Annotated in this window: 21 protein-coding genes and 1 other RNA gene; 7 read left to right on the top strand and 15 right to left on the bottom strand. The window is 38.5% G+C overall.

The window, feature by feature from the left end; translation table 11 throughout:
- Positions 1 to 433 precede the first annotated feature (433 nt).
- The gene (locus FJR11_RS02295; protein WP_168502105.1) at positions 434 to 955 is read left to right on the top strand and encodes a type IV pilin-like G/H family protein; all 522 of its coding nucleotides are present in this window, start codon (positions 434 to 436) and stop codon (positions 953 to 955) included.
- Positions 956 to 1,114: 159 nt separating this feature from the next.
- Positions 1,115 to 3,310, top strand: a complete 2,196-nt coding sequence (locus tag FJR11_RS02290; RefSeq protein WP_168502104.1) for a hypothetical protein — start codon at positions 1,115 to 1,117, stop codon at positions 3,308 to 3,310.
- A 69-nt stretch (positions 3,311 to 3,379) separates the two neighbouring features.
- On the opposite strand, the gene FJR11_RS02285 is transcribed toward FJR11_RS02290, so the two are convergent.
- The 3 genes from FJR11_RS02285 to FJR11_RS02275 all read right to left on the bottom strand — a co-directional run bounded on the left by FJR11_RS02285 (position 3,380) and on the right by FJR11_RS02275 (position 7,327).
- Complete coding sequence (locus tag FJR11_RS02285; protein WP_168502103.1) at positions 3,380 to 3,997, bottom strand: transposase; 618 nt, start codon at positions 3,995 to 3,997, stop codon at positions 3,380 to 3,382.
- A 286-nt stretch (positions 3,998 to 4,283) separates the two neighbouring features.
- On the bottom strand, positions 4,284 to 5,891 hold the full coding sequence (locus tag FJR11_RS02280; protein ID WP_168502102.1) for an FkbM family methyltransferase: 1,608 nt from the start codon (positions 5,889 to 5,891) through the stop codon (positions 4,284 to 4,286).
- Positions 5,892 to 6,016: 125 nt separating this feature from the next.
- Positions 6,017 to 7,327, bottom strand: coding sequence for an RNA-guided endonuclease TnpB family protein (locus FJR11_RS02275; RefSeq protein WP_168502101.1), 1,311 nt, complete (start codon positions 7,325 to 7,327; stop codon positions 6,017 to 6,019).
- 271 nt (positions 7,328 to 7,598) lie between these two features.
- On the opposite strand from FJR11_RS02275, the gene smc reads away from it, so the two are divergent.
- The gene (gene smc / locus FJR11_RS02270; protein WP_168502100.1) at positions 7,599 to 11,267 is read left to right on the top strand and encodes a chromosome segregation protein SMC; all 3,669 of its coding nucleotides are present in this window, start codon (positions 7,599 to 7,601) and stop codon (positions 11,265 to 11,267) included.
- Between the two features lie 280 nt (positions 11,268 to 11,547).
- Here the strand turns inward: smc and ssrA are convergent.
- The 10 genes from ssrA to FJR11_RS02220 form a co-directional block, all read right to left on the bottom strand.
- Positions 11,548 to 11,939: a transfer-messenger RNA gene (gene ssrA, locus FJR11_RS02265) on the bottom strand.
- Between the two features lie 235 nt (positions 11,940 to 12,174).
- Complete coding sequence (locus tag FJR11_RS02260) at positions 12,175 to 13,122, bottom strand: F0F1 ATP synthase subunit gamma (protein WP_168502099.1); 948 nt, start codon at positions 13,120 to 13,122, stop codon at positions 12,175 to 12,177.
- Positions 13,123 to 13,207: 85 nt separating this feature from the next.
- Positions 13,208 to 14,728, bottom strand: coding sequence for a F0F1 ATP synthase subunit alpha (gene atpA / locus FJR11_RS02255; protein WP_168502098.1), 1,521 nt, complete (start codon positions 14,726 to 14,728; stop codon positions 13,208 to 13,210).
- Positions 14,729 to 14,814: 86 nt separating this feature from the next.
- Positions 14,815 to 15,369 carry an ATP synthase F1 subunit delta gene (gene atpH / locus FJR11_RS02250; RefSeq protein ID WP_168502097.1) on the bottom strand — a complete coding sequence of 185 codons (555 nt, stop codon included), beginning with the start codon at positions 15,367 to 15,369 and terminating at the stop codon, positions 14,815 to 14,817.
- Complete coding sequence (locus tag FJR11_RS02245) at positions 15,366 to 15,929, bottom strand: F0F1 ATP synthase subunit B (protein WP_168502096.1); 564 nt, start codon at positions 15,927 to 15,929, stop codon at positions 15,366 to 15,368. The genes atpH and FJR11_RS02245 overlap by 4 nt, the downstream gene beginning before the upstream one ends.
- A 167-nt stretch (positions 15,930 to 16,096) precedes the next feature.
- Positions 16,097 to 16,588 carry a F0F1 ATP synthase subunit B' gene (locus FJR11_RS02240; protein ID WP_168502095.1) on the bottom strand — a complete coding sequence of 164 codons (492 nt, stop codon included), beginning with the start codon at positions 16,586 to 16,588 and terminating at the stop codon, positions 16,097 to 16,099.
- A gap of 128 nt (positions 16,589 to 16,716) precedes the next feature.
- Positions 16,717 to 16,962, bottom strand: a complete 246-nt coding sequence (gene atpE, locus FJR11_RS02235) for an ATP synthase F0 subunit C (protein ID WP_168495376.1) — start codon at positions 16,960 to 16,962, stop codon at positions 16,717 to 16,719.
- Positions 16,963 to 17,175: 213 nt separating this feature from the next.
- On the bottom strand, positions 17,176 to 17,931 hold the full coding sequence (atpB, locus tag FJR11_RS02230) for a F0F1 ATP synthase subunit A (protein ID WP_168502094.1): 756 nt from the start codon (positions 17,929 to 17,931) through the stop codon (positions 17,176 to 17,178).
- A gap of 52 nt (positions 17,932 to 17,983) precedes the next feature.
- Positions 17,984 to 18,445 carry an ATP synthase subunit I gene (locus FJR11_RS02225; RefSeq protein ID WP_168502093.1) on the bottom strand — a complete coding sequence of 154 codons (462 nt, stop codon included), beginning with the start codon at positions 18,443 to 18,445 and terminating at the stop codon, positions 17,984 to 17,986.
- Between the two features lie 151 nt (positions 18,446 to 18,596).
- The gene (locus FJR11_RS02220; protein ID WP_168502092.1) at positions 18,597 to 19,778 is read right to left on the bottom strand and encodes a bifunctional 2-polyprenyl-6-hydroxyphenol methylase/3-demethylubiquinol 3-O-methyltransferase UbiG; all 1,182 of its coding nucleotides are present in this window, start codon (positions 19,776 to 19,778) and stop codon (positions 18,597 to 18,599) included.
- 500 nt (positions 19,779 to 20,278) lie between these two features.
- Between FJR11_RS02220 and FJR11_RS02215 the strand changes: the two genes are divergently transcribed.
- Positions 20,279 to 21,655 (top strand): ParA family protein, encoded by a 1,377-nt coding sequence (locus tag FJR11_RS02215; RefSeq protein ID WP_168502091.1) that lies wholly within the window; start codon positions 20,279 to 20,281, stop codon positions 21,653 to 21,655.
- Positions 21,652 to 22,329: a Rho termination factor gene (locus FJR11_RS02210; RefSeq protein ID WP_168502090.1), complete on the top strand. Its 678-nt coding sequence runs from the start codon at positions 21,652 to 21,654 to the stop codon at positions 22,327 to 22,329. Before FJR11_RS02215 ends, FJR11_RS02210 begins: the two co-directional genes overlap by 4 nt.
- Before the next feature lie 182 nt (positions 22,330 to 22,511).
- On the opposite strand, the gene FJR11_RS02205 is transcribed toward FJR11_RS02210, so the two are convergent.
- On the bottom strand, positions 22,512 to 22,937 hold the full coding sequence (locus FJR11_RS02205; protein ID WP_168502089.1) for a type II toxin-antitoxin system VapC family toxin: 426 nt from the start codon (positions 22,935 to 22,937) through the stop codon (positions 22,512 to 22,514).
- Entirely contained in the window at positions 22,934 to 23,368 is a 435-nt protein-coding gene (locus FJR11_RS02200; protein WP_168502088.1) for a hypothetical protein, read from the bottom strand. Before FJR11_RS02200 ends, FJR11_RS02205 begins: the two co-directional genes overlap by 4 nt.
- A 270-nt stretch (positions 23,369 to 23,638) precedes the next feature.
- Here FJR11_RS02200 and msrA point away from each other — a divergent pair, with 270 nt between their 5' ends.
- A complete protein-coding gene (gene msrA, locus FJR11_RS02195; RefSeq protein ID WP_168502087.1) occupies positions 23,639 to 24,304 on the top strand; it encodes a peptide-methionine (S)-S-oxide reductase MsrA in 666 nt (221 codons plus the stop codon).
- 103 nt (positions 24,305 to 24,407) lie between these two features.
- Positions 24,408 to 25,271: a M48 family metallopeptidase gene (locus FJR11_RS02190; RefSeq protein ID WP_168502086.1), complete on the top strand. Its 864-nt coding sequence runs from the start codon at positions 24,408 to 24,410 to the stop codon at positions 25,269 to 25,271.
- Positions 25,272 to 25,460: the final 189 nt, after the last annotated feature.

Here is a 25,460-nt window from a genome sequence, read left to right as displayed (position 1 = left end):
TAGGTAGGCAAAATTGATTATATAAAAAATTTGGATTTAATGTAGGGGTAGCGCCCCCGTGCCTACCCATAAGTTTAGGGCAACCACAGGGGGTTTGCCCCTACGTAATTTATCGGTTTAGGTATTTTCAAAATGAGAATTGCTGCTTATTAGCCGTAAACAAGGTTCAGATCAGCAACTTCTTGAAGAAGTCAGGGATCTTGTTATTAACATCTTATTTACAATCGCTATAGCAAGATTAAGCAGAAAACAAAATTAGTTTTCTCTATGCAGCGAGAAGATAGATCCTCTAAAACTATGATTAGATAAAGCTTTTGGCTTATTAAATACATAGTAAAAAATAATTTTACTGGGGGTGATATGAAACTGATCAGATGTGGGTAAGTTATTTGCATAGAGAAACAAACAACACACCACCCCAAGGAAAACTACTATGAAAACTGAACTGAAAGCTAAATTTATCCAACACATCCTCGGCAAAAAGAAAGAAAACGAAGGTTTCACTCTTATTGAATTGTTGGTTGTAATCATCATTATCGGTATTCTATCTGCGATCGCTTTACCTTCCTTCCTCAACCAAGCAGCAAAAGCTAAACAGTCTGAAGCGAAAACCTACGTTGGTTCAGTCAACAGAGCGCAACAGTCTTTCCGGATTGAAAATCCGGCATTTGCTACGAATGTTGCAGCTCTGGAAATTGGTATTCCTACTACAACTGAGTCCTATAATTATTTAGTAGCTGCCACATCAGATGCAACCTCTTCTCTTTTTACTGCAATCACTAAAGATGCAAAATCTCTCAAGAGCTTTGCTGGTGGTGTTGTCATTCTAGGAACCGGACAAACTTCCGCTGCTGCTTGTCAGACAACTGGAGTCAGTGCTACTGCTCCTGTAGTTACCCTAGATCCTGCACTTGCTTCTGCATCCTGTGCTAGTGCTGCGGAAAACATGAAATAAGGTTTCATTCCTTGTATTTGAAAATGCTAGATGTATTGAGACACATCTAGCATTTTTTTTGATATAATTTTTTACATAATTTAGGAGTTGACAGATGTTAGTCCCTAAATTTGGTTGAAATTTGAAGCTTATTTCAAAACATGTTTAAGGTTTTTAATAATGACTACCCAGTTAGATAATCAAATTTCTTTAATTCCAACTTTATTAACCATTCAAGAATATGAAAAAAATATTACTGAAAATCCCACAGAAGTTACTAATTATTGGTATTTAGGATTAGCTTTATTATTAGAAGGCAGAGAAGAAGAAGCACAAATTACATGGATGACTCCCTTTCTCGAATTTGGAGAAGACGAATCAGCAGAATGGTTACAACAATTAACAGAAATTTTATTAACTGCTGCTCAAGAAAATGAGGTAAATTCTAACTATCAACTAGCTTGGGCAATTCGTCAACACATCAAAGGATTTGTTCCTGATAATATTAATAATTTTATCAAGATCATCGATCTAAATATTGATTTAAATATTGAAGATATAGAAACGAATATTAATGAATTAATTGAACTTATATTTCAATTAACAGAAACACCTATTTTCGATGAAAAATTATTATTTCAAGTAATTGAAAAATTAGTTCAACCTGATCCAGTTAATCCTCGTCCTTTTATAGATAAATTGGTTGCAGTATTTATACCTTATCTATTAACTTCTAAAACTATTATTCAATTACTGACAGAAAAGGCTGAGGTTTATTATCGGTTTTCTAACTATCATCTTTCAATTTATTTTCTAAAAGTCGCTCTCCAGTTAAAACCTAATAATTTAGATTTTATTAGAAAATTAATTCCTCCCCTACAAACTTTAGGTGGAGATTATCTTCAAGAATCTATTAATTGGGGAAAACAATATTTAACACTTAGTCAAGAACCAATTGATCAAATTGTTGGTACGCACTATTTAGCAGGATCATTATTAACTTCTTGTCAGAGTTGGGAAGAATCAGTTGAAGCTTACCAAAAACATAAACTATCTTTATCTAATCTTTTAGTAAATCAAACAGAAAGCGAAAGTTTAATTCAACTTTTAGCCATGGGACCTATATTATTATACATGGAAGATAATCCCAGTGAAAATAGATTACTGCGTAATGGATTAGCAACTTTATGTCAACAACTGGTATGGAAAAGTTTTCCCGAAAATGTCAACACTTATCAAAAACGTTTTAACTCATTACGTCCTTCTCTCAGTGAACGTCCTTTAAGAATAGGCTATTTATCAGAATGTTTTCGGACTCATTCTGTCGGTTTCTTAGCTTGGTGGTTATTAAAATATCACAATCGTCAAGAATTTGATATTTATTTATATTCTTTACGAGAGAATGCTCACGATCTACAACAACAGGCTTATAAAAGAGAATTTGGTGATCATTTCCATCAAGAATGTATTTCAATGGTGGCAATGGCAGATAAAATTAATCAAGATAAAATAGATATTTTAGTTGATTTAGATAGTTTAACTTCCTATGGTAATTGTGCAATTTTAGCTTTGAAACCTGCACCAATTCAAGTTAGTTGGTTAGGTTATGATGCCACAGGTTTCCCAACAGTTGATTATTTTATTGCTGATAACTATGTCTTACCAGAATCAGCACAAGATTATTATACCGAAAAAATTTGGCGACTACCGCAAAACTATATTGGTATTGATGGTTTTGCTGTAGGAACACCAACTATCAGCAGAGAATCTTTAGATATTCCTGAGAATGGAATTATTTATTTTAGTTCCCAAACCGGATTGAAACGTAATCCTGATAATATCCGGTTACAAATGCAAATTATTAAACAAGTTCCCAATAGTTATTTTCTTCTGAAAAGTTATCGAGCTAATCATCAAGATTTAGAAAATTTTATTAACCCAATTGCTGAAGCAGCAGGTGTTGATTTAAACCGCTTAAGATTTCTACCTACTGCACCTACAGATATGGAACATCGTGCTAATTTAGCCATTGCTGATATTGTCTTAGATACCTATCCCTACAACGGTGCAACCACAACCCTAGAAACATTATGGATGGGTATACCCATAGTTACGAGAGTGGGAGAACAATTTGCAGCCCGTAACAGCTATACAATGATGATGAATGTTGGTGTAACTGAAGGTATAGCTTGGAGTGATGAAGAGTATGTAGAGTGGGGTGTAAGGTTAGGTAAAGATGAGAAATTAAGACAAGAAATTGTTTGGAAACTGAGAAAGTCACGACAAACATCACCTCTGTGGAATGGTAAGAAATTTGCGCGGGAAATGGAAAATGCCTATCAGCAAATGTGGGAAATATATATTGATAGTAAATAAGTACGTAGTGAGGACTTTAGTCCTCAATTAAACTCATTGAAATTTAAGCACTAAAGTGCTTACTACGAACTAATTATCCCAATCTTTACCATAATCTCTAACGGGATATTCAACCCAAGAATCACGTAACCATTGCCGTCCGTTCGTTTCTAAATACCAGTGAACACTACTCTCAACCCAATCATAAGGTGATTTTACTAAACCGTGTTTTACAGGGTTGTAATGAATATAGTTAAGAGTTGTATAGTAATGTCTTTGGGAGCGAATAGCTCTATCTGCCCAACGATACCATATTTTTCGCCCAGTTACATTGTCTTCTTGATTCCATTGACGAGAAAGCGCACCATGTATTTTGCGAAATAACTCACTCAAAACATCAAATTCTCTTATTTGCACTAGTAAATGATAATGATTAGGCAAAATTACCCAGGCACAAATCCTGATGTTTGTAGTCAGTGCTTCAGCACTACCCTCATCACCAAATTTATCAAATATCATCTTTAGCATCTGCTGACGACGACACTCCAAACTCATATAAGATTGATGTTCATAGCAAGCTGCTGTTAATAAATAAAATTCTCTATCTTTAACTGGATGTGGTGGTGAATGAGGTGGATAACCCTGACTTAAACGATACTGCACTAGTTCGGCTTTTTGTTCATCTGTAAGTTTTCGATATTTGTACATAGATTTTAATTAGATTAAAATATTAGGGCTAAAGCCTCTACTACGAACTAATTTAATCAAATCATTATTTGGCGATCGCATTTTTGAGAGCTTGTCTAGTTTGTAGTCAGGACTTTAGTCCTCTCTCTACTTGTCTTTAAATATTAGGACGAAAGCCCTTACTAAGAAATCATCTAGTTTATTCCTTTTTTGGTGATCGCATTTTTGAGAGATTGTCTGGTTTGTATTTGAAAAAATACTTAATGTAAATTGAAATGAGGACTAAAGTCCTCACTACGAGCATGAGTTAGAGATTAAACATAGAGGTTTTCTCTGGTGGTACAGCAATGAAATTTAGCTGGTGAGAATCTTGGGAAAAATTAACAGGGATTAATTTCTGCATAAAAGGCTGATAGTAAAATAACTCATATCCTATATTCTGTAAATACTCTGCTACTTCAATATTACTACCTTGGTTACCTGCTATATTTTCATAGAGAATAACTGGTGCAAACTGAGTTATTAACTGCTGACTCCCAGCTAAAACAGCCATTTCATGCCCTTCAGCATCCATTTTAAGAAAATCAACCTGCTGAATATTTTCTTGCTCAATTAGACTATCTAAAGTAAAACAAGGAACTTCTTCAAAAGAACCAGAAGGCATATCTGCTGCTGCTTCACCAGAAATAATTTCGTTTAGTTCGTTAGCAGAATGTAGTAATAATTTTACAGTGCTATTCTTGTCACTAGCCGCACCTATACAAATTTTCACCCAGGGTAATTCATTAATCTTACAGGTTTCTTGCAAACAACGGACACAACCTGAGAATGGTTCAATAGCTAAAACTCGTCCTGTATTTCCTACTTTTAAAGCAGCACTAAAAGTATAAACACCCACATTAGCACCGACATCAATAACTGTCATTCCTGGTTTAATGTAATTGCGCCAAAATTCCATTTCTTTCTCAAACCAATCTTGTTCAGTCAGTAATACACTGGTAACAATACTTTGCAAACTTGGCTCAACTGCTATGATGAAATCACTTTCAAAAGGCAAATATGTAAATAAGCTATCTGCTGATAATTGCGTCCATTTCCAATCAGGACATAACTGATCTTCCTGATAAAATTGACTGGAAAATTCTCGCCATTGATTAGCCATTTCTAGCTGTTGTAAATCTCGATAAGCTAAGTATAGAGACTGCAAAATTGGCGCGTAACTTGGTTCTAAATGTCTAGCTTGATGTAAATATAAAATACCTTCCGCTTGCCCACCCATTAAATTAGCTATGCCTATCTTTAAATGCAAATTAACTGAATTTGGTAAAATTTGATTAGCTAAATATAAAAGTCTCTGACTTCCCGAAGTGTAAAAAGCGATTTGTGAGCAAGATATAATATCACTGAATAAAAATAAGGCTTGTTGATAACTATTTCCAGACAGTAATATTTTCTCTAGACATTTTTGATCATGATCAGCAAGTCTTTTATTTTTTGTAAATAAATAGATTAAATAAGGATTATGATTCTCTGATCTAGTGTAAGCATATTGTAAAGAATTAATAAATGTACCAAATGCTATTTCTAAAGCTTTTGATTTTTCTCCCAACCAGCTATGAACTAAAGCTAAATGGGCTGCACAAATTGGATGTCTATCTATTTCAAAACCATTATTTAATGCTTCAAATGCCATTTCTAGATAGACAGAACGCATGGTTAGATTATCACTACACTGTTCTGCTTCAGTTATTGCTACTACTGCTATATTATTCCAATCAGCAGAAGTATTTGGCTCATCCCAAGATGTGTTAGCGATAATGATAGATAGTTTTTCTAAAGTGTCAGTATTAATTAATGGTAGGACTGTTTGAATATAATGCAAATAAGAATTATCATTAGTCACTGTAGAATTCATAATTCAAACCTTTTTACTCAATCTGCTTACTGGAATAGCCATGTATTAAAAATTGCTGTTGTCTCAATTGCAGCATTCCCCCTAGTCATTAAATTACCCACAACTTCAAAAAGAATATCAGTGAACTACCCACACTGACCTGACGGTACAGTGTCGGCTTCCTGCCCAACAGAAAGCACAGTAGTAGACTTCTTTCGTCCTCTATTACTGCGACTTACTTCTGGGCGACAGGCTTCTTGATGAAGTTGTTCATGGGGGAAACCCCCAAGACCACACTTCATCGCTTTATCCCCCGTTCCAGAGGTCAAAATTCGTAGTCCCTCATCTCTGAGGTTTATTGCTGCATTAATGTCTCTATCATGCTTGGTCTGGCACTTTTCACAAGTCCAGAATCTTACATCTAGCGGCAAACTACCCACTTGATTAAGGCATACATGACAAGTTTTTGACGAAGGAAAGAATCTATCAACTTCTTGATAAATCTTCCCTTCGTTTTCTGCTTTGTATTTAAGCATGGTACAAAACATTCCCCAGCCAACTTGTTGAATAGATTTGGCTAGACAGTGATTTTGCATCATGCCTTTAATATGAAGATTTTCCACCACAATAACTTGGCTTTCGTTAACTATCCTACGAGATAGTTTATGGAGGAAATCTTCTCTACAATTAGTTATCTTTCTGTGGACTCTAGCAACTTTTTTTCTAGCTTTATTGCGGTTGTTAGAGCCTTCTTGATGCAGTTGTTCATGGGGGAGACCCCCAAGACCACACTGCATCGCTTTTTGTTTTCTAGATAATTGCTGTTGTTTTATCTTTAAGTTCTTCTCGTGTTTATTCAGTATTCGAGGATTGTCAAATTTAGAACCATCGCTGGTGATTGCAAAATGAGTTAATCCCAAATCAATGCCTATCGCTTTACCTTCTGTAATTGATTCTGGTTTTTCTTTACCATCTTCAAATAAAATAGCAGCGAAATATTGTTCACTGCAATTTTTGGTGATAGTTACAGTTTTAATTTTCCCTTCAATCTCTCGGTGAATAATTGCCGATACTTTTCCTATTTTTGGGAGAATTAATTGATTATCGGCAATCTTGACATTTTGAGGATACTGAATAGACTGCTTACCATGTTTAGATTTAAACTTGGGGTATTTAGCTCTTTTTTCAAAGAAATTATTAAATGCAACTCCCAGATTTAAACAAACCTGTTGCAAGCACTGAGAATAAGTTAAAGACAGCCATTCATACTCTTTCTTTAACTGAGGAATTATCTTTTTGACTTCGTATCCAGATAAACCTTTTCCTGTCTCTTGATATGTTTGGTTCATCAAATTCAAAAAATAATTCCATAGCCAACGACAACTGCCAAAAGCTTGCGCTAATGACTGCTTTTGTTGGGTATCTGGATATAATCTGACTTTGACTACTCTTAACATATTAGAGTGAAAGGTATTTACTATAAAAACTATAACACAAGAAAAAGTGAATTGCCTCCATGTTTTTCTCCCTTGCTATCGCATTCGTCGAAAAACTGTCGTTAATCCACGCGCCATTCATCCCACGCTGCCCTTCGGGTCAGTCGTGGGGCTTCTGTCGGTTAAGCTAACAAATATTTACTGATCAAATTCCCCCTTCTTCCCAGTCACGAAACCATAAATAATTGGTACAATTGTTTACTTAACCCAGTTTCCAGTGAACCAGTGCCTCATGGTATACGTCAAGCGCGTTGAACTTACCAATTTTAAATCCTTCGGTGGGACTACTGCTGTCCCTTTGCTACCGGGGTGTACTGTCATATCTGGGCCTAATGGTTCTGGAAAGTCAAATATTCTGGATGCTTTGCTGTTTTGTTTGGGACTGGCTAGTTCTAAGGGTATGCGCGCGGAACGTTTACCGGATTTGGTCAATAATGCTCAAAAACATAAGGGACGTTCGGCGCTAGAAGCTAGTGTAACTGTAACTTTTGATATTTCGGATGTCTCTCGCAAAGGCGCGGAGGCACAGAGGGAGGAAGTAGGAGAAGCGGAAGAAAATCTACAATCAGATGTCTCACGCAAAGACGCAAAGACGCAAAGGGAGAAAGATGATTCCCAGTCCCCAGTCCCCAGTCCCCAGTCCCCAACAGATTGGAGTGTGACTCGTCGGTTGCGGGTGTCTCAGCAAGGGGGTTATACATCTAATTATTATATTAATGGTGTGTCTTGTACTCTAACTGAGTTACATGAACAGTTGGAGGAGTTAAGGATTTATCCTGAAGGCTATAATGTGGTGTTACAGGGTGACGTTACTAGCATTATCTCCATGAATGCGCGGGAACGTCGGGAAATTATTGATGAGTTGGCCGGGGTGGCGACTTATGATCGGAAAATAGTTCAAGCTAAGTCTACTTTGGATGAGGTGAAGGATAAGGAGGATAGTTGTCGGATTATTCAGACTGAGTTAAGTATACAATGCGATCGCCTGTCTCAAGACAAGGCTAAGGCTGAGAAGTATCAATTATTGAAAATTGAATTTAGCCAAAAGCAATCTTGGGAGGCGGTGTTATCTTGGCGTTCTCTCCAAGCACAACAGGAAAAGCTGGTTGCACAAGTTCAAGATGGCGATCGCAGTTTCAGTAATTTTACTAGCGAATTACTAACAACTAATTCTCAAATAAATCAGAAAACTACTGAATTAGATCAACTCAATCTCCGGGTTAAGGCTTTGGGTGAGGAGGAACTTCTTTCTGTTCAGTCGAATCTCGCTACCCAAGAAGCGGAACGGAAACAACTCCAGCGACAACAACGGGAGTTAGAAGCATCTATTCAAGAATCTACAAGGCGTTTAACTCAAACTTATCAGGAAATTCAACAATATCAACTTTCCTTAGAGGAAGCTAAACAACGCCAAAATGTAGAAACGTTAAATGTAACGTCTCTACAAAAAGAACGGGATACCGCCCAACAAAATTTAGAATCTTCTCGTCAAGCTGCTGCGGAAATTGCCACCGCTTCGGAAGCTTGGGTACAACAACAAACAGCTTTAAATCGGCAAATTGAATCTTTATTGCATACCCTTGAACCACAACGCACTGAACAAGCGCAACTCCAGGAACGGAATACTCAATTACAAATACTGATTTCTGAACAGTCTCAGTTAATTGCAACTTTAGAACCGGAATTAGCTGCAAAGCAAGTTGAATGTGTGGGACTGGAAACGGAATTTAATGCTTCTACCCAACCAATTCAGAATTTAGCGGAAAATCTCGCTGCGACAGAACAAGAGTTACAAATTCAACAAGATACCCAAAAGCGGCTTTTACAAGAACAACGGGACAAACAACGTCAGTTAGATAAATTAGAAGCACAAACACAGGCACAACAGGAGATACAAGGAACACAGGCTAGTAAAGTAATTTTACAGTCAGAAATGCCCGGTTTGTGCGGTTTGGTGGTGCAGTTGGGTAAGGTTGAACCTAAACATCAATTGGCGTTGGAAATGGCTGCTGGTGGACGTTTAGGGCATATTGTTGTTGACGATGATAGTGTGGCATCGGCGGGAATTGAACTCTTGAAACAAAAACGGGCAGGAAGGGCAACTTTTTTACCTTTAAATAAAATTAAAGTCCCTAAGTTTACCCAAGATGCAACTCTGCGTTTAGCTGATGGATTTGTGAGTTATGCGGTAGATTTGGTAGAATGCGATCGCCGTTATCATGATGTATTTGCCTATGTTTTTGGTGCAACGGTAGTATTTGCGACTCTTGCCCAAGCTCGGAAAAATATGGGACTATATCGCATAGTCACTTTACAAGGAGAATTATTAGAAACTAGCGGGGCAATGACTGGAGGTAGTAGTAGTCAACGTTCATCTTTGCGGTTTGAAAAAGGTGAAGCGGGAGAATCTCAGGAAGTCGCTAATTTGAAAACTCGTTTAATAGATATTGACCGGATTTTAGACCGTTGTGGAGAAGCAATTTCTACTTTAGCAACTCGCACTAAAACATTAACTTTAGAATTAACGGAAGCACGTCAAGTCCGCAGGGAACAACAACTATATTTAGAACAGTTAAAGAAAGATATTAAAGGTTTAACAACGCAGTTAGAAAATACTCGTTCTCAACTTTCCCAAAATACCCAAAAATTTACATCTGCACAATCACGGTTAGAAATTTTAAACCGGGAATTACCAGCACAAGAAACTCAATTACAACAATTACGACATACTTTAGCTGAGTTGGAATCTTCCCAAACTCCTAGCGAATGGCAACAAATCCAAGCTATCATTAAAACCCAAGAACAGGAATTACAACAACGGGAAACTGCGTTAAGAGATGTTCAACAACAATTAAAAAACTTAGAAAATCAACAACAGCGATTACAAGAAAAAATAGAAGAATCTCAAACGCGAGTTATTCAATATCAACAAGAAGAGGCAACTGGTAAACAGCAAGCAGCAACAGTTAATAGTCAAGTTGTCGAATTGAGTAATTTGATTACTGCAAATCAAGGTAATTTGCGGAAATTGGAAGAGAATTTAGGGGAAGAAAAGAAAAATCGGGATGCAGCGGAAACGGAATTGCGATCGCTCTTATTGCGTCAACAACAATTACAATGGGAAATAGAGAAACTGCAAGAAACCCAACAAAAACGCCGGGAAGATTTAACAGCACTGCAAAACCAATTGCGAGATTTAGGTGCAGAATTACCCAGTCCTTTACCAGAAGTTCCCAATAAAGTTGATTTAGAAGACTTACAAAAAGAATTGCGGAGTTTAGGTAAACGTTTACAGGCAATGGAACCTGTAAATATGTTAGCTTTGGAAGAATTCGATAAAGTCCAAGGTCGTCTGCAAGAACTTACCGAAAAATTAGAGACGTTGGAAGGGGAACGGACAGAATTATTATTAAGAATTGAAAACTTCACCACCCTCCGTCAAAAGGCATTTAAAGAAGCTTTCGACGCAGTAAATGAAAATTTCCAATCTATTTTTGCTATCCTTTCTGATGGTGACGGTTATTTACAACTAGATAATCCTGAAGATCCTTTTAACAGTGGCTTAAACCTAGTCGCACACCCCAAAGGAAAACCTGTCCAACGGCTTGCTTCTATGTCAGGGGGAGAGAAATCCTTAACTGCATTAAGTTTTATATTCTCCCTGCAACGTTATCGTCCGTCTCCATTTTACGCCTTTGATGAAGTGGATATGTTTTTAGATGGGTCAAACGTGGAACGATTAGCGAGAATGATTAAACAACAGGCAGAACAGGCACAGTTTATAGTTGTGAGTTTGCGCCGTCCGATGATAGAATCAGCACAGCGGACAATTGGTGTAACTCAAGCTAGAGGCGCTTATACTCAAGTTTTGGGTATTAAGTTACAATCATCTGACCATTGAATTACTAAGAGTAGTTAACAAGAGTGATCGCAACAGATAAATAGTTCTTAAGCGATTGATATACATTGACATTCCCCGCTCTTATGAGGTACATCTTAGCCCCCTCCTCGCTTGCGGGAGGGGGTTGGGGGTGGGGTTCTTTTACCTTATAACACAAAGGAAGTGCTGCAAAAAGTGGCTAAGGTTTGTAGGCTTATTCAGCAAACCCTACATAGCAAAAAGCCCGCTGTTACAAAAAATTGTTCAGCGGGCTTAAAAATTATTGAAAATTGAAAATTGAAAATGGAGCTTATGGGAGTCGAACCCATGTCCAAATTGGGTATTAACCCTCCACTCGTTCACAGGTTTAGCCTTTCTGACCCTCAAGGCGGGAATCGTTCATTATCCCGAACGTAGGATGCTCTGATTTAATCTTAGCCTTCAAGCCAACCAGAGAACGCTTGTTGGAGCATCCGTTGGGGGTTAGGTCTTTAATCCTTAACGGAGTCAAATTAAAGACGCTCGAACCTGAAAGAGGTTTCTTAGGCAGCTACTAGAGCTTCCCGACGAGCAAATTTTACGATATTGTTCGCATTTACTTTTTTTTTGAGTCTTTGATTTCCGAGAGATGACTCGCTCTCGACCTGAATCACAGAGTAGCTTTCGCCAACCTGTCGAAACCGTTAAAGCCCCATGTACTTCACACTTATATTATAGTACAGAATTTTGTAAGTTGACAAATAAAAGGTATAGCTATTTTATTTTTGGACTAAAGCTAGAGCGTACAGCGTAATTAAAAATGATAAATAAGCATTAAAATTAGAGAGCGATTCCTACGGAGTGCTTCGCTATCGCCTTATTAATAATTATTAATAACTGATGATTGGTGATGGTTGATTTCACCAATTACCAATCACCAATCACCAAATTAAGTTAGTGCTTCTGCACCACCGACAACTTCCAGAAGTTCCTGGGTAATTGCGGCTTGACGAGCTTTGTTGTAAGACAAAGATAGACTTTTAATCAACTCACCGGCGTTATCACTGGCGTTACTCATCGCTGTCATCCGTGCTGCTAGTTCACTAGCTGCTGACTCTTGTAATGCTCTTAATAGCTGATTGCTCAGATATAATGGCAACAAAGAATCCAGAATTTGCACTGGATCTTGTTCAAAAATCATATCGCGGGGTAAAGCACGGACTTGACTGACAACTTTTTCCCGTTCTACTTGGAATTGACCACCACGGGTAGTTAAGCGGAAAACTTCATCATCCGCTGCTTCTAAACCTTGGGTATCCAAAGGTAGAAGAGTTTGGATTACGGGGCGAGAACTAACCAAGGAGACAAATTTTGTATAAACTAGCTCAATCCGGTCTACTTTTTCCGAAAGGAATAGAGAAAGTAGTTCATCAGCAATATTTGTAGCTTCTGCGGCGGTAGGAATTTGTTCTAAACCACTGTAGGTAGCATCAATAGGCTGATTCCGGCGTTGGAAGTATTGGGTAGCTTTGCGGCCGACCAACACAAATTTATAGTCTACACCTTCAGCTTGAAGTTCCTTGGCGCGATTTTCTGCCCGGCGGATGACGTTACTATTGTAACCACCACACAAACCGCGGTCGCCGGAAATTACCAATAATCCTACTGTTTTAACTTCGCGTTTTTTCAGTAGGGGTAAGTCCACATCTTCAAACCGCAGTCTGGTTTGCAAGCCAAATAATACTTGTGCCAAACGGTCAGCAAAGGGACGAGTAGCAATTACTTGTTCTTGAGCGCGACGAACTCTCGCCGCTGCTACAAGCCGCATCGCTTCTGTGATTTTTTTGGTGTTTTTGACCGACTGAATGCGATCGCGTATTGATTTGAGATTAGCCATAATTTTTATTGGTTGTTAGTTGTCAGTTGTCAGTTGTCAGTTGTCTATTATTGCTACTGACCACTGACCACTGACAAATGACTAATTACGCTGCTGCTTGGAAGGTCTTTTTGAACTCAGTGAGGGCTGCTTTCAAAGCAGTTTCTTCTGCTTCACCGAGGGCTTTGCTACCTTGTACGCCTTGGAAGTATGCAGTGTTAACATTCTTCAAGTAGTCACGTAGACCTAGAGCAAAGCTAGTTACTTTATTAACTGCAATGTCATCTAAATAACCGTTAATACCAGCGTAAAGAACCGCTACTTGTTCAGCTACGGAGAGAGGATCGTTTTGGGGCTGTTTTAAGAGTTCCCGTAAACGCACACCACGCGCTAACTGATCTTGGGTGGCTTTGTCTAAATCAGAAGCGAATTGTGCGAAAGCTTGTAAGTCGTCAAACTGAGCCAATTCTAGTTTGATTTTACCAGCAACTTTCTTCATTGCCTTGGTTTGTGCCGCAGAACCTACACGGGATACGGAGATACCGGGGTTTACCGCAGGACGGATACCAGAGTTAAACAAGTCAGAAGACAAGAAAATCTGACCGTCAGTAATGGAAATTACGTTGGTAGGAATGTATGCGGATACGTCACCAGCTTGGGTTTCAATGATAGGTAGAGCAGTCATGCTACCTTTACCTAATTCATCGCTGAGTTTAGCAGCACGTTCCAACAAGCGAGAGTGAATGTAGAATACATCTCCAGGATACGCTTCCCGACCGGGTGGACGACGGAGTAGCAAGGACATTTGGCGGTAAGCCTGTGCTTGCTTGGAAAGGTCATCATAGATGATTAAGGTCGCTTTGCCTTTGTACATGAAATACTCAGCAATACTAGCGCCTGTGTAAGGTGCGAGGAATTGGAGGGTAGCTGGGTCACTGGCGTTAGCAGCAACAACTACTGTGTAATCCATCGCGCCTTTTTCTTGTAAGGTTTGAACTACGTTAGCAACGGTGGAAGCTTTTTGACCGATAGCTACGTAAACGCAAACTACATCTTCACCTTTTTGATTGATGATGGTGTCAATAGCGATCGCTGTTTTACCGGTTTGACGGTCACCAATGATTAATTCCCGTTGACCACGGCCGACGGGAATCATGGAGTCAATCGCGGTGATTCCTGTTTGCATCGGTTCGTGTACAGACCGACGGGCAATGATTCCAGGGGCTGGGGATTCAATTAAGCGAGTTTCAGTGGTCTTGAGATCACCTTTACCATCAATGGGGCGACCCAAAGCATCCACAACTCGACCAACTAGGGCTTCACCTACAGCTACTTGGGCGATTTTACCAGTAGCAGTTACGGAGCTACCTTCTTGAATCTCCCGACCTTGACCCATCAGTACCGCACCGACGTTATCTTCTTCTAAGTTTTGGGCGATACCAATTGTGCCATCTTCAAATTCTAGGAGTTCCCCAGCCATAGCTTTTTCTAAGCCATAAATCCGGGCAATACCGTCACCTACTTGTAGCACCGTACCAACGTTAGCAACTTTAACCTCTTGGTCGTATTGCTCGATTTGTTGTTGGATGATGCTGCTAATTTCGTCAGGTCTAATGGAAATACTCATTTGTCAGTTGTCAGTTGTTAGTTGTCAGTTGTCATTTGTCAGTTGTCATTTGTTTTTATTGACTACTGACATTTATTCAGAACTTTCTAGTTACTGCTTAAACGCAAAGAGAGACGACGTAGTTGACCACGTAAACTAGCGTCAATTACTTGAGAACCAACTTTGATAATTACACCACCAATTAAATCGCTGTCTATTTTCGTGGCTAGTTCCACTTGACGAGCTTTGGTAAGAGTAATTACCTTTTCTGTAATTGCTTGCTGTTGGGTTTCTGTGAGGGGAACCGCAGAAGTAATTTCAGCTAATACAGTTTGATTTAGCTGGCGTAATAGTGCTAAATACTGCTCTAAAATCGGTTCTAAGAAAGCAATGCGTCTTCTGTCAACTAACAGCAGTAAAAAGTTACGTAGGTAGGTGTTTACACTTTCTCCCAGTAATTGTTTGAGGAGATTTTTTTTGTTCTCTGGCTTAATAAAGGGATTGGCCAAAAAGTTATTCAATTCTTGGCTACCTGTTAATAAACCTAGAAAAATCCTTGCGTCTGCCCCGACTTCTTCTGTTAAGTTTTGGGACTGAGCAATGGATAAAAGTGCCTGTGCATAAGGCTGGGATACTTCAGCGGCTGCTGCGGTGCTTTTCATATTTCGCCTCCCAGTTGTGCGATGCTGCGATCAATTAAAACTTGTTGAGCATCGTCGCTAATGCCGCCGTTGAGTTCTCCTTCAACTTTTTGTAGTGCTTGAACTACTACTTTTTGTCGGAGTTGGGCGATCGCTCTTTCTAGATCTGAATTCAAATCAGCCGCCCCTGCTTCTTGCATCCGTTGAATATCGACAACAGATTGTGCCAAGATTGCATCTTTAGCACTTTGAGCATTGGATTCGGCTGTTTGTTTGATTCTTTGAGCTTCTGCTTGAGCTTGTTCTAGCTTTTGCTGCGCCTCTTTGAGTTTCGCTGCGGTTTCCGCTACTTTCTGCTCTGCACTCTTAATTGCTGATTCAATATTTTCGCGGCGAGATTTTAAGGTACTACCTACAACCTTGCGTCCAAATACAATCAGCACAGTAATAATAATAGCCAGGTTAATCAGGTTGGTATCTAAAATATTTGTATTTAGACTAAACCCACCTTCTCCCGTGGCTGCTGCCAATTCACCTCCGACAGCGAACAAATTCGCCGTCAACAGTAAAAAAGTCCCCATGATTCTTTATCCACTAACTGCGCTGCCAAATTTCTAAATTTTTTGTCAATTGTTAGTTGTCAGTTGTTAGTTGTCAGTTGCTAGTTGTCAGTTGACTATCTTTGTGTCATCTTTCACCTATTACCTGTCACCTATCACCTGTTAACAACAATGACTATTTTCACAAGTTAGCGTTGACTTACTAAATCAGCACCTAAGAGCTTCTCTAGGATTTGGCGACTAAGGGCATCTACTTGTGTTTCCAATGAAGCTAAAGCTTGTTGTTTTTGGGCTTCAATTTCACCAGCCGCTTTTTCTCGTTGTGCCTGGGCTTCTTGTTGCGCTGCGGCAATTTTCTGACCAGCGATTTTTTGGGCTTCAGCCTGAGCTTCAGCAACAATTGTTTGAGCTTGTCGTCTTGCACCTGCAAGCTCTTGCTCATATTGCTCGGCTAATTTCTCAGCTTTTGATAGGCGTTCTTGGGCTGTTAATTTTTGGGTACGGATATATTCATTCCGGCCATCAATAGCATTACCCAGTGGCTTATAAAGAGTTGCGTTCAATATCAGGGCTAATACTAGAAACTGAATTGCCATTAAGGGCAGAGTCGCATCTAGATCAAACAGTCCCCCTTCCTTGGCAACTTCTTCCACGGCCAATAAGGTGATCCAGTGTGTCATGATTGCTTATTCCTATCTACATTAATTTTAGTTCTGAGTTCCGAGTCGTGAGTTATGAGTTAAATTTCACAACCTTATTCAGACGTGATTGCTCACGTCCAGACTCAGAACTCAGCACTTAGTTCCGATTATGCGAAGGGGTTAGCAAACAGTAGCACTAGAGCAACTACTAGACCGTAGATGGTTAGAGCTTCCATGAACGCCAAACTTAATAGCAATGTACCGCGGATTTTGCCTTCAGCTTCTGGTTGACGAGCAATACCTTCTACAGCTTGTCCTGCTGCATTACCTTGACCAATACCGGGGCCGATTGCAGCTAAACCTACAGCTAGAGCAGCGGCGATAACGGAAGCAGCAGCAACTAATGGATCCATGATATTCTTTCCTTAATTTTTAGAGATACGGTTGGGTGTTGAACTTGTATTTGTCAGTTGTTAGTGGTCAGTTGTCAGTGGTCAGTGGTCAGTTGTTGGTTGTCAGTCTTTAGATGATTAATTTCTCTCATCTATTTCCTGTCACCTGTCACCTGTCACCTATCACCTATTTTCTGTTTCCTCTAATGGCTAACTTTTATCATCTGAGGGGGTTTAGTGATGCCCCTCATGCTCTTCGCCATGATGATCTTCCATCGCTTCGCCGATATAGGCAGCCGCTAAGGTGGCAAAAATTAGTGCTTGAATGGCGCTGGTAAACAGTCCCAAAGCCATTACTGGCAGAGGCACGAACAAGGGTACTAACAGTACCAGCACGCCCACGACTAGTTCATCAGCTAAGATGTTACCGAATAAACGGAAGCTTAGGGACAGGGGTTTGGTGAAATCTTCAATAATCTTGAATGGCAACATGAAGGAAACTGGTTGCACATAGTTACCGAAATAACCTAAACCCTTTTTGCTGAATCCAGCGTAAAAATACGCTAATGATGTCAACAACGCTAAGGCAACAGTTGTGTTAATGTCGCTTGTGGGTGCTGTCAGTTCGCCTTCTGGCAGATGAATTAACTTAAAAGGAACTAGCGCCCCTGACCAATTTGACACAAAAATGAACAAAAACAAAGTGCCTACGAATGGCACCCAGGGGCGATATTCTTTCTCGCCAATCTGGTTTTTGGCCAAATCTCTGATGAATTCTAGGGCGTACTCCATCAAGTTTTGTAAGCCACTAGGAATCCGTTTGACGTTACTGCTTGCCAAGACGGAAGCTAGAACTAGTACGCCAATAACAAACCAAGAAGTGAGAAACACCTGACCATGAAGCTTCAAGTTGCCTATTTGCCAGTACAGATGTTTGCCCACTTCCAATTCAGCAAGCGGAAGGGAGTAGACATTCAGAAAATTCAGCATTTTCTTTCCAATTCAATCGTTTCTCCCATTTTACCTGGAGAAGAGGAGCGTTTTAAGGTTGCCGGAGCGTGGATGAGTCAGAAATTAATGCTAACCTAACTACGTAGATGATGAGTGTGGCTTTGTAGGTGAGAAATCCCAAGAATATGGGCAGTATATGCAGTTGATTCAACCGTGATGCCAGCAAAATCAGCACTACTAACAAGGCTAACCGAGTTTTGCTCAGTGATTGTTTTTCTCTTCCTAACCGCTCAACATCTTTTGCCAACATCCTCAAGTAAAGCACACCTGCACACGCCCCTAATAAATAATTTAGAGCAATGTTTAGTGAATAAGCAATCCAGACAGAGATAAAGATTATCCCTGTTAAAACAAGTGTGATCAATACCAACTCTTGATAGAGTTGATAAAACTCCTGTATAGAGGGGTCTGCTGGTTTTATTTCTGCAAAACCAGACTTCTCATCCTGTTCGGTTGTCTGAGTGGGCGTAATTGGTTCGTCTGACAAGCTCACGGCAATTGAAACTAGTACAGTTTAAATATGATGACTGCACATTCAGTCAGCCAAATCATATCACGGTCTGGTAACAATACTTTAGGAAAAAACAATTAACTTATTTTTGGTCAGTTGTCAGTTGGATGGGAATTACCTTGTTACTGATTTTTTATGCAGCGGGGGTTAGTAAGAGTAGCTGTTGTTTGAGGAGATGTCTTACTCCGTGTAAGTCTAGCTCAACTTGGGCTAAAATTTCAGCCACGGTGGCAGAACCATGACATTTTTGCATAAACTCAAATTCGGCTGTTGATAAGTTAATGATTTGGTAATCATAATTAAATAAACATTGACTGGGAAACCCATCTATACAAGGGTTAAGTTCGGGAATTGCTGCTAATAATGTGTTATCTGCTGACCAATCGGTTTTGGCTAGGGGGGGACGACTGAGGAAAAATTCGTAATGGGTTACTTCTGGATTCAGTAATTCTACAAGACGGTAACGTTCTCTTTCACTTAATGCTTTGGCTCGTTCAATTAACTCCGGTGCTTTTTCTAGAAGGTTTTCCAGTTGCCAAAATCCGGGATTGGAAAAACCCACGAAGTCTAAACCCGAAGCGTCTATTAATTCAAATAATGTATCAATGTTGTAATCAGTTTCCTGGGGATGCACGTACATATCGGCAAAACATTCATCTCGCTGATTTTCCATTGCCCATCTTTCTTTTTCTCGCTTGACAATGCGGTTGTTTTCTGGTAAAGAAGCAAATATTTTTCTACCGACTTGGACACCATCGCGGTAGTCGCCTTTTTTGTTACCTTGGAGGAGAGCGATCGCTTTTTGCATGAGTTGTATTTCCCAGCGTCCCAATTCCCCATACACAAAAATGTGCATGAATCCACCGGGGGCGAGTTTTTTCGCTAATGCTTCAATACCCCGAATGGGATCTGGTAAATGATGAAGCACACCGACGCAATTAATTAAGTCAAATTCGCCTGGTATCTGTTCCACATCATAAATACTCAGGTGATGAAATTCTACACGGTCAGCGCCAGAACTTTGACAGCGTTTTTTTGCGACTTCCAATGTACCAGCACTTAAATCTATTCCCACTACCTGCGCTTGGGGGTTGAGATGTACTAAATATTCTGTGCCGACTCCTGAACCACAACCAGCATCTAAGATGCGGATATCTTGCTTTTGGGGTTTTCTAGCTGTGCAGAAGTTGTATGCAGCTAACCAATTCCAACGCCAATTGTAACCTGGTGGTGGTTCGTCGAGGATGGGTTCGGGGGGGAATGGATAGGTATCGTAGAGTTTCGCAACAGCAGCACTTACTTGGGAGTCGGACATGATTAGGGATTAACGCAGTATTTCTGAGTTTACCGGATGGGGGGATTTTGGGCAAAGAATAAATTCTGTCCATGCGTAGGGGTTTAGCAATGCTAAACCCTTACTGTTGATAGATATGGTTCAATATCAGTACCATTTTCTCACAAGATTAAAAATTACTGCGAAGTAGGGGAGCATACTCAGTTTATATCCGTTATTTAATAGTCATAAGTTATTTTTATGACATATTGTAAAAACTACGTTATATTTCTATGGCAAATAGCGTGTTTTGTTGAATCAGTAACTCGTTTAGTGTTAAAGTTAATATACTGGCAACACTAAGTACAATTATGTAAATAAAAGCAATCAGGGTAAAAGTATTAAAGTAATCGGTCTAAGTTTACATTAATTCTATCTATGTATAGTTACTTTTATCAAAGCATTTAACAAATAAGTGTGTTGGGTATTGGTTGTATCAAAACATTTTCTAATCTAAAAAATTCTATCTCAGACTTTAAATCATGAATGAACAAGCACTTAAACAAGCATTAATTAATCTTCCTGATGATGCAATAGAACAGATTGTCGGTAATGTGTTAATGCTTCCTTTTTTTGAAGCATTGGGTTTTATGACAACAGAAATTTATCCACAATACAAAACTGGAACTGGAAAAGGTAAAAGTTGTAATACTGTAGATTATGCTTTACGCCACAATAAAGATAATAGTGAAACTTTTTTGAAAAACCCATCTAATCCCCATATCCTAGTTGAGATTAAAAAAAGAAATTGTAATCTTACAGAAGGTACACCACAATATAAAGAGACTGTTGATCAACTTAATGGTTACTTACTTTCTCCAAATTGTAAAACTGTCCAGTGGGGAATTATTTGTAATGGTTCTCATATACAGCTATTTAGAAAACACGGTAAAGTTATTCATCCTGCCACATTATGTTTACAAATAACTCCTGATAATGTGTGTGATATTGCTAAAAAAATTAAGCAGAAAATAGATAATACACTAAAAGCATTAACAGTGGCAATTTACAATAGTAAAGGTGGTGTAGGGAAAACAACAACTACAGTTAATCTTGCTGCTGCATTAACTCTAGAAGGTAAAAAAGTTTTGGTGGTTGACTTTGACCCCAATCAAAGGGATTTGACTAACACTTTTAATTTCAAGCATAAGAAAGAAGCATTATCCAAACTTTTAGAAGATAAAACAGGAACTATTTCTATCAAGGATGTAATAATTAGTTATGCTGTCAATTTTAGAAGCCCAGCTAAAACATTCAGTTTTGATGTTATACCCTGTGATGAAGGACTATATGACATAAGTGAAGTCCAACTTAAACAAGTCCTCAAAGTAATTAGATTACGTCAGGTTTTAGACAGAGTAAAATTTTATTATGATTACATCCTGATTGACTCCCCTCCTAATTGGCGTTTTTTTAGTCAAAGTGCTGTATTTGCATCTGAGGTTGTACTAATTCCCACCAAACCTAATAATATTTTTTCTTTAGAAAATGCAGCTATAACTATAAAAAGATATATACGAGAAATACAGGAGTTTAAAAAAGATGGATCTCCTATTGCACTACCTATATTTTGGAATGGAGAAAATATCCCTGAAGCTCAACAAAAAACTGCTTATGCTGCAATTAATAATATTATAAAAGAATCTGAAAAAAATCCCGATAAACCTTTTGATTTAAGTCCTTATTTCTACCCGCGCATGGAAAAGCCTACAACAGATGTTACACCTGGACGTATATTTGAAGTACCAAGTCATGCTCATATATCTAACGCTGCTTTTTCCCGAATACCAGCAGTTTATCAATATAAGATTGCTCGTGAATATTATTTAAAGTTAGCACAGGAGTATTTTTTACAATGAAAATAGATGATGTTGGAAATTTAATGTATCTGTACATGAAAGAAATCACTCCTAGCGAAAGTATAGATACACCGGATTTTTTAATCAAGTCCACTGCAAAAGCCTTAAATGAATTAGGTGGACGTAACTGGATACCTGTGATAGTTAAAGAAACAGGAGAAGACGAATATCAAGTAATTGCTAATTCCTTTATTTATGCAGTTGCAGAAGAAGCTGGTTTAGAGAGAATTTGGTGTATTATTGCTGATGATAGTCAAGATACCGCTAAACTAACTAAAATTCTTACAGGTGAAATAACACCAAAAATAAATTTATCTCACGCTACAAGAGATGAAATTAAAGCAGCATTAGAATATTTAATTGAAAAACCTGGTAGCAGTTTAAAAGGTGTAAAATTAGCAGTTGCTACAAATAGAATTGATGAAGCACCGCGTAAATATTGGAAGAATTTAGATCCAATTACGACTTTAAAATGTGGTATTACCAAAGCAAAGTTAAAGGATTTAAAGCAAGTTTTTTATGTCACACCTGAACCACTACCGGAAGTTATTAAAGATCTGGTACTTCTGAAAACATTAACTGTCACAGAATTAAAAAATATGGCTAAAAAGCGTGGTATTGCAGGTTTTAGTAAGAAAAGTAAAGATGGATTAATTCAGTTATTAAGTGAGTAATTTTTAGATTTTTATTGTGATCGTCAGAATCAGGATAACCAGGATGTTAGGATGTACAGGATTGTTATTTGTAGATTTTCTGTAAATATTGAATGATCATGAATATTAATTCAGATAAAAAATATATTTCCTATCATTCACAAAAAACCATAAGTGGTAAAAAACATCCTGATTCAGACAATTTAATTATTCCCTGGCTTCCTTAATAAAGCCACAAAACCAGCTTGAACAAAATGAATATCAGCCGTTACTGCATAAATTAATCCCTGATCTTTCATAACAATAAATGAGATACAATCTGTTAAACCCCAATCTTTATCTTGACGACTGTGATAAAGTTCCAGCGCACGCATAAGAAGTTGTGTATCTACACTGACAACTTTGATATTTTCTGTTTGATAACACTGATTAATAAACAGAACTGATGCTGTGCGGTTTACTGCACTTAAAGCATTACCGACTTCTATCAAAACGGCTTCTGTTACCCATACTTCAACGGCACTTTTCACCCTTGGTAATAATGCTTTTGCTTGAGTATGGTATTGATCATTCTTGTTTAGTAAAGCCTGAATAAATACTGTATCTAAAAATAGTCTTTCCTGATTCATTCTCTGATCTCATTGTCATGTTTAGGAGTACCATATAAATAAAAATCATGTTGACTTGACCAATCACTTGGTGCTTCAATAGTTCCTGTTAATGCCTCTAGTACATCCCAAGCATTACCTTCATTTTTTATATCTTCTAGTGATTCAGTAAAAAGAGGATCATCCTCCAACATTCCTGCAAATTTCATCCAAGGATTTTCAATTTGAGGAGTTTTAATTTCTAAAGTGACAATCTTAGCATTTCCTAAACGAACTTGCAAAATCTTATCTAATTCTTCTATTGCTTCCGTTTCTGTATTCCCTAAACCTTGACATTCTGGTAAACTTAACAATGTAGCTTTAACCGTGCCATCTTCTTGATTTTCAATCAAGACATCATAAGTTAACTTGGGTGCAATTGTGGAAAGAGCATTTTTAACAGCTAAAATCATGATATTTTTACTCTTCTAACTCTGAATTAATTATAACTTAATACTTGAAAATAGTTAAAATTATTATCTACATGATTTTAAGATTTACAGAATTTTATTAACAATCGTCCATTTTATATTTGATCATCCTGTTAATCCTTTAATCCTGGACATCCTGATTCAGACAAAATCACATCCTGTTAATCCTCTAATCCTGGATATCCTGATTCTGACATTTTTTTATTTATAATAAAGAAGAATCGCAATCATACATAATACAAATTAAAAACAATGGGAATATTCGGATTTGGTAAAAAGTCAGGGATGCCTACATCTGAGCAAGCCTTACCAGGACGGGACGAAGTAATGCGAGTCCCCGCACATCATTACGTTAACAAAAACCCTCTCAAAGCACCTTTTCCCGAAGGCTTAGAAACCGCTATGTTTGGTTTAGGCTGTTTTTGGGGTGCAGAACGCAAATTTTGGCAACAAGAAGGAGTTTATACCACTGCGGTAGGTTATGGGGCTGGTTACACACCCAACCCCAGTTATCAAGAAGTATGTAGCGGTATGACCGGTCATAATGAAGTGGTGTTAGTTGTCTTTAACCCCAAAGTAATTACTTATTCCCAACTGCTGAAAGTTTTCTGGGAAAGCCACAACCCCACCCAAGGAATGCGTCAAGGTAATGATGCTGGTACTCAGTACCGTTCAGGAATTTACGTTTATTCTGAAGAACAAAAACAACTAGCAGAAACATCACGGAACGCTTATCAATCAGCCCTCAGCGGTGCAGGTTATGGTAAAATTACCACAGAAATTTTAGATGCACCAGAATTTTATTATGCTGAAGAATATCATCAGCAATATTTAGCTAAAAACCCCGGTGGTTATTGTGGTTTAGGTGGTACTAACGTAGCTTGTCCAATAGGTATTACTGAAGCCCAGGTAAGTTAGAAACGTAGAAATCAAAATTGATCTAGGTTGGGTTTCCTATCTTGAACCCAACCTTGTTATGTTAGAAATATGAGGATTCACATTTTCTATTAATTTAAATATTATGTCTTTACTCAAAAGCTCGCTCATTGGTTTAAAAGCAGACTCATTCCGTCATCCTCTGGACTTGGAAGCTACCAAAACTCTGAAACAAATTCCCGGTTTAGATATGATGGTGCGGAATTTGCTCGGTCCAATGGCCGAACAGGTTTTTTATGTAGAAAATATCGCTTCTAGTATTTTAGTAGGAGAAAAACAACTCCCCCATTTACACAAGTTATTATTAGAAGCTTGTCAAATTCTCGATATAGATCCGCCTCAGTTATATGTGCGTCAACATCCAGCCCCTAACGCTTATACCTTTGCCATGCGAGGTAAGCAGCCTTTTGTTGTTATCCATACATCCTTGATTGATATCCTCACACCAGCAGAAATACAGGCTGTAATTGCCCATGAATTGGGTCATCTCAAGTGTGATCATAGCGTGTATTTAACACCTGTGAATTTATTGATTTTAGCCGCTGCCATTGTGCCAAATGTTGGTGCTGTTTTGGCTCAAGCTATCCAGTCACAATTATTAGAATGGGTGCGCTGTGCTGAGTTTACCTGCGATCGCGCCGCTTTGTTAGCTACCCAAAACCCTAAAGTTGTCATGTCAGTATTGATGAAGTTAGCTGGCGGTTCTCCCAGTTTAGCACCCCAACTGAATCTAGATGCCTTTGTTGACCAAGCTCGTGCCTATGATGACATTAGCAAAACAGAATTGGGGGAAATGGTAAAATCTGCCAGAACAGCCCAATTAAGCCATCCTGTCCCCGTATTAAGGGCGCGAGAAATTGATCGTTGGGCAGGTAGTCAAGAGTATCAGAAATTGGTGCAAAATCATAAAAGTGAAACTACATCTCAAGGCGGATGGCGTAATTGGTAGATTTTGCTAGAGTCAATTAAGATTCTGTGCAAGAATCTATACAAAGCTAGTTAGTTGGATATTTGTCCATAAAACTAGTGGTCTGTCAAATAAATTTTGACGGATAAAGGAATGAACCACGAAGACGCGTTCGCGCAGCGTCCCGTAGGGATAGAACACGAAGGAAGAAGGAAAGAAGAAAAATTAAAA

Source organism: Anabaena sp. UHCC 0187, from assembly GCF_009712035.1.
Classification (GTDB): Bacteria; Cyanobacteriota; Cyanobacteriia; order Cyanobacteriales; family Nostocaceae; genus Dolichospermum.
The sequence above is the reverse complement of the archived record's forward strand: the minus strand, read 5'-3'. Positions and strand labels throughout refer to the sequence as shown.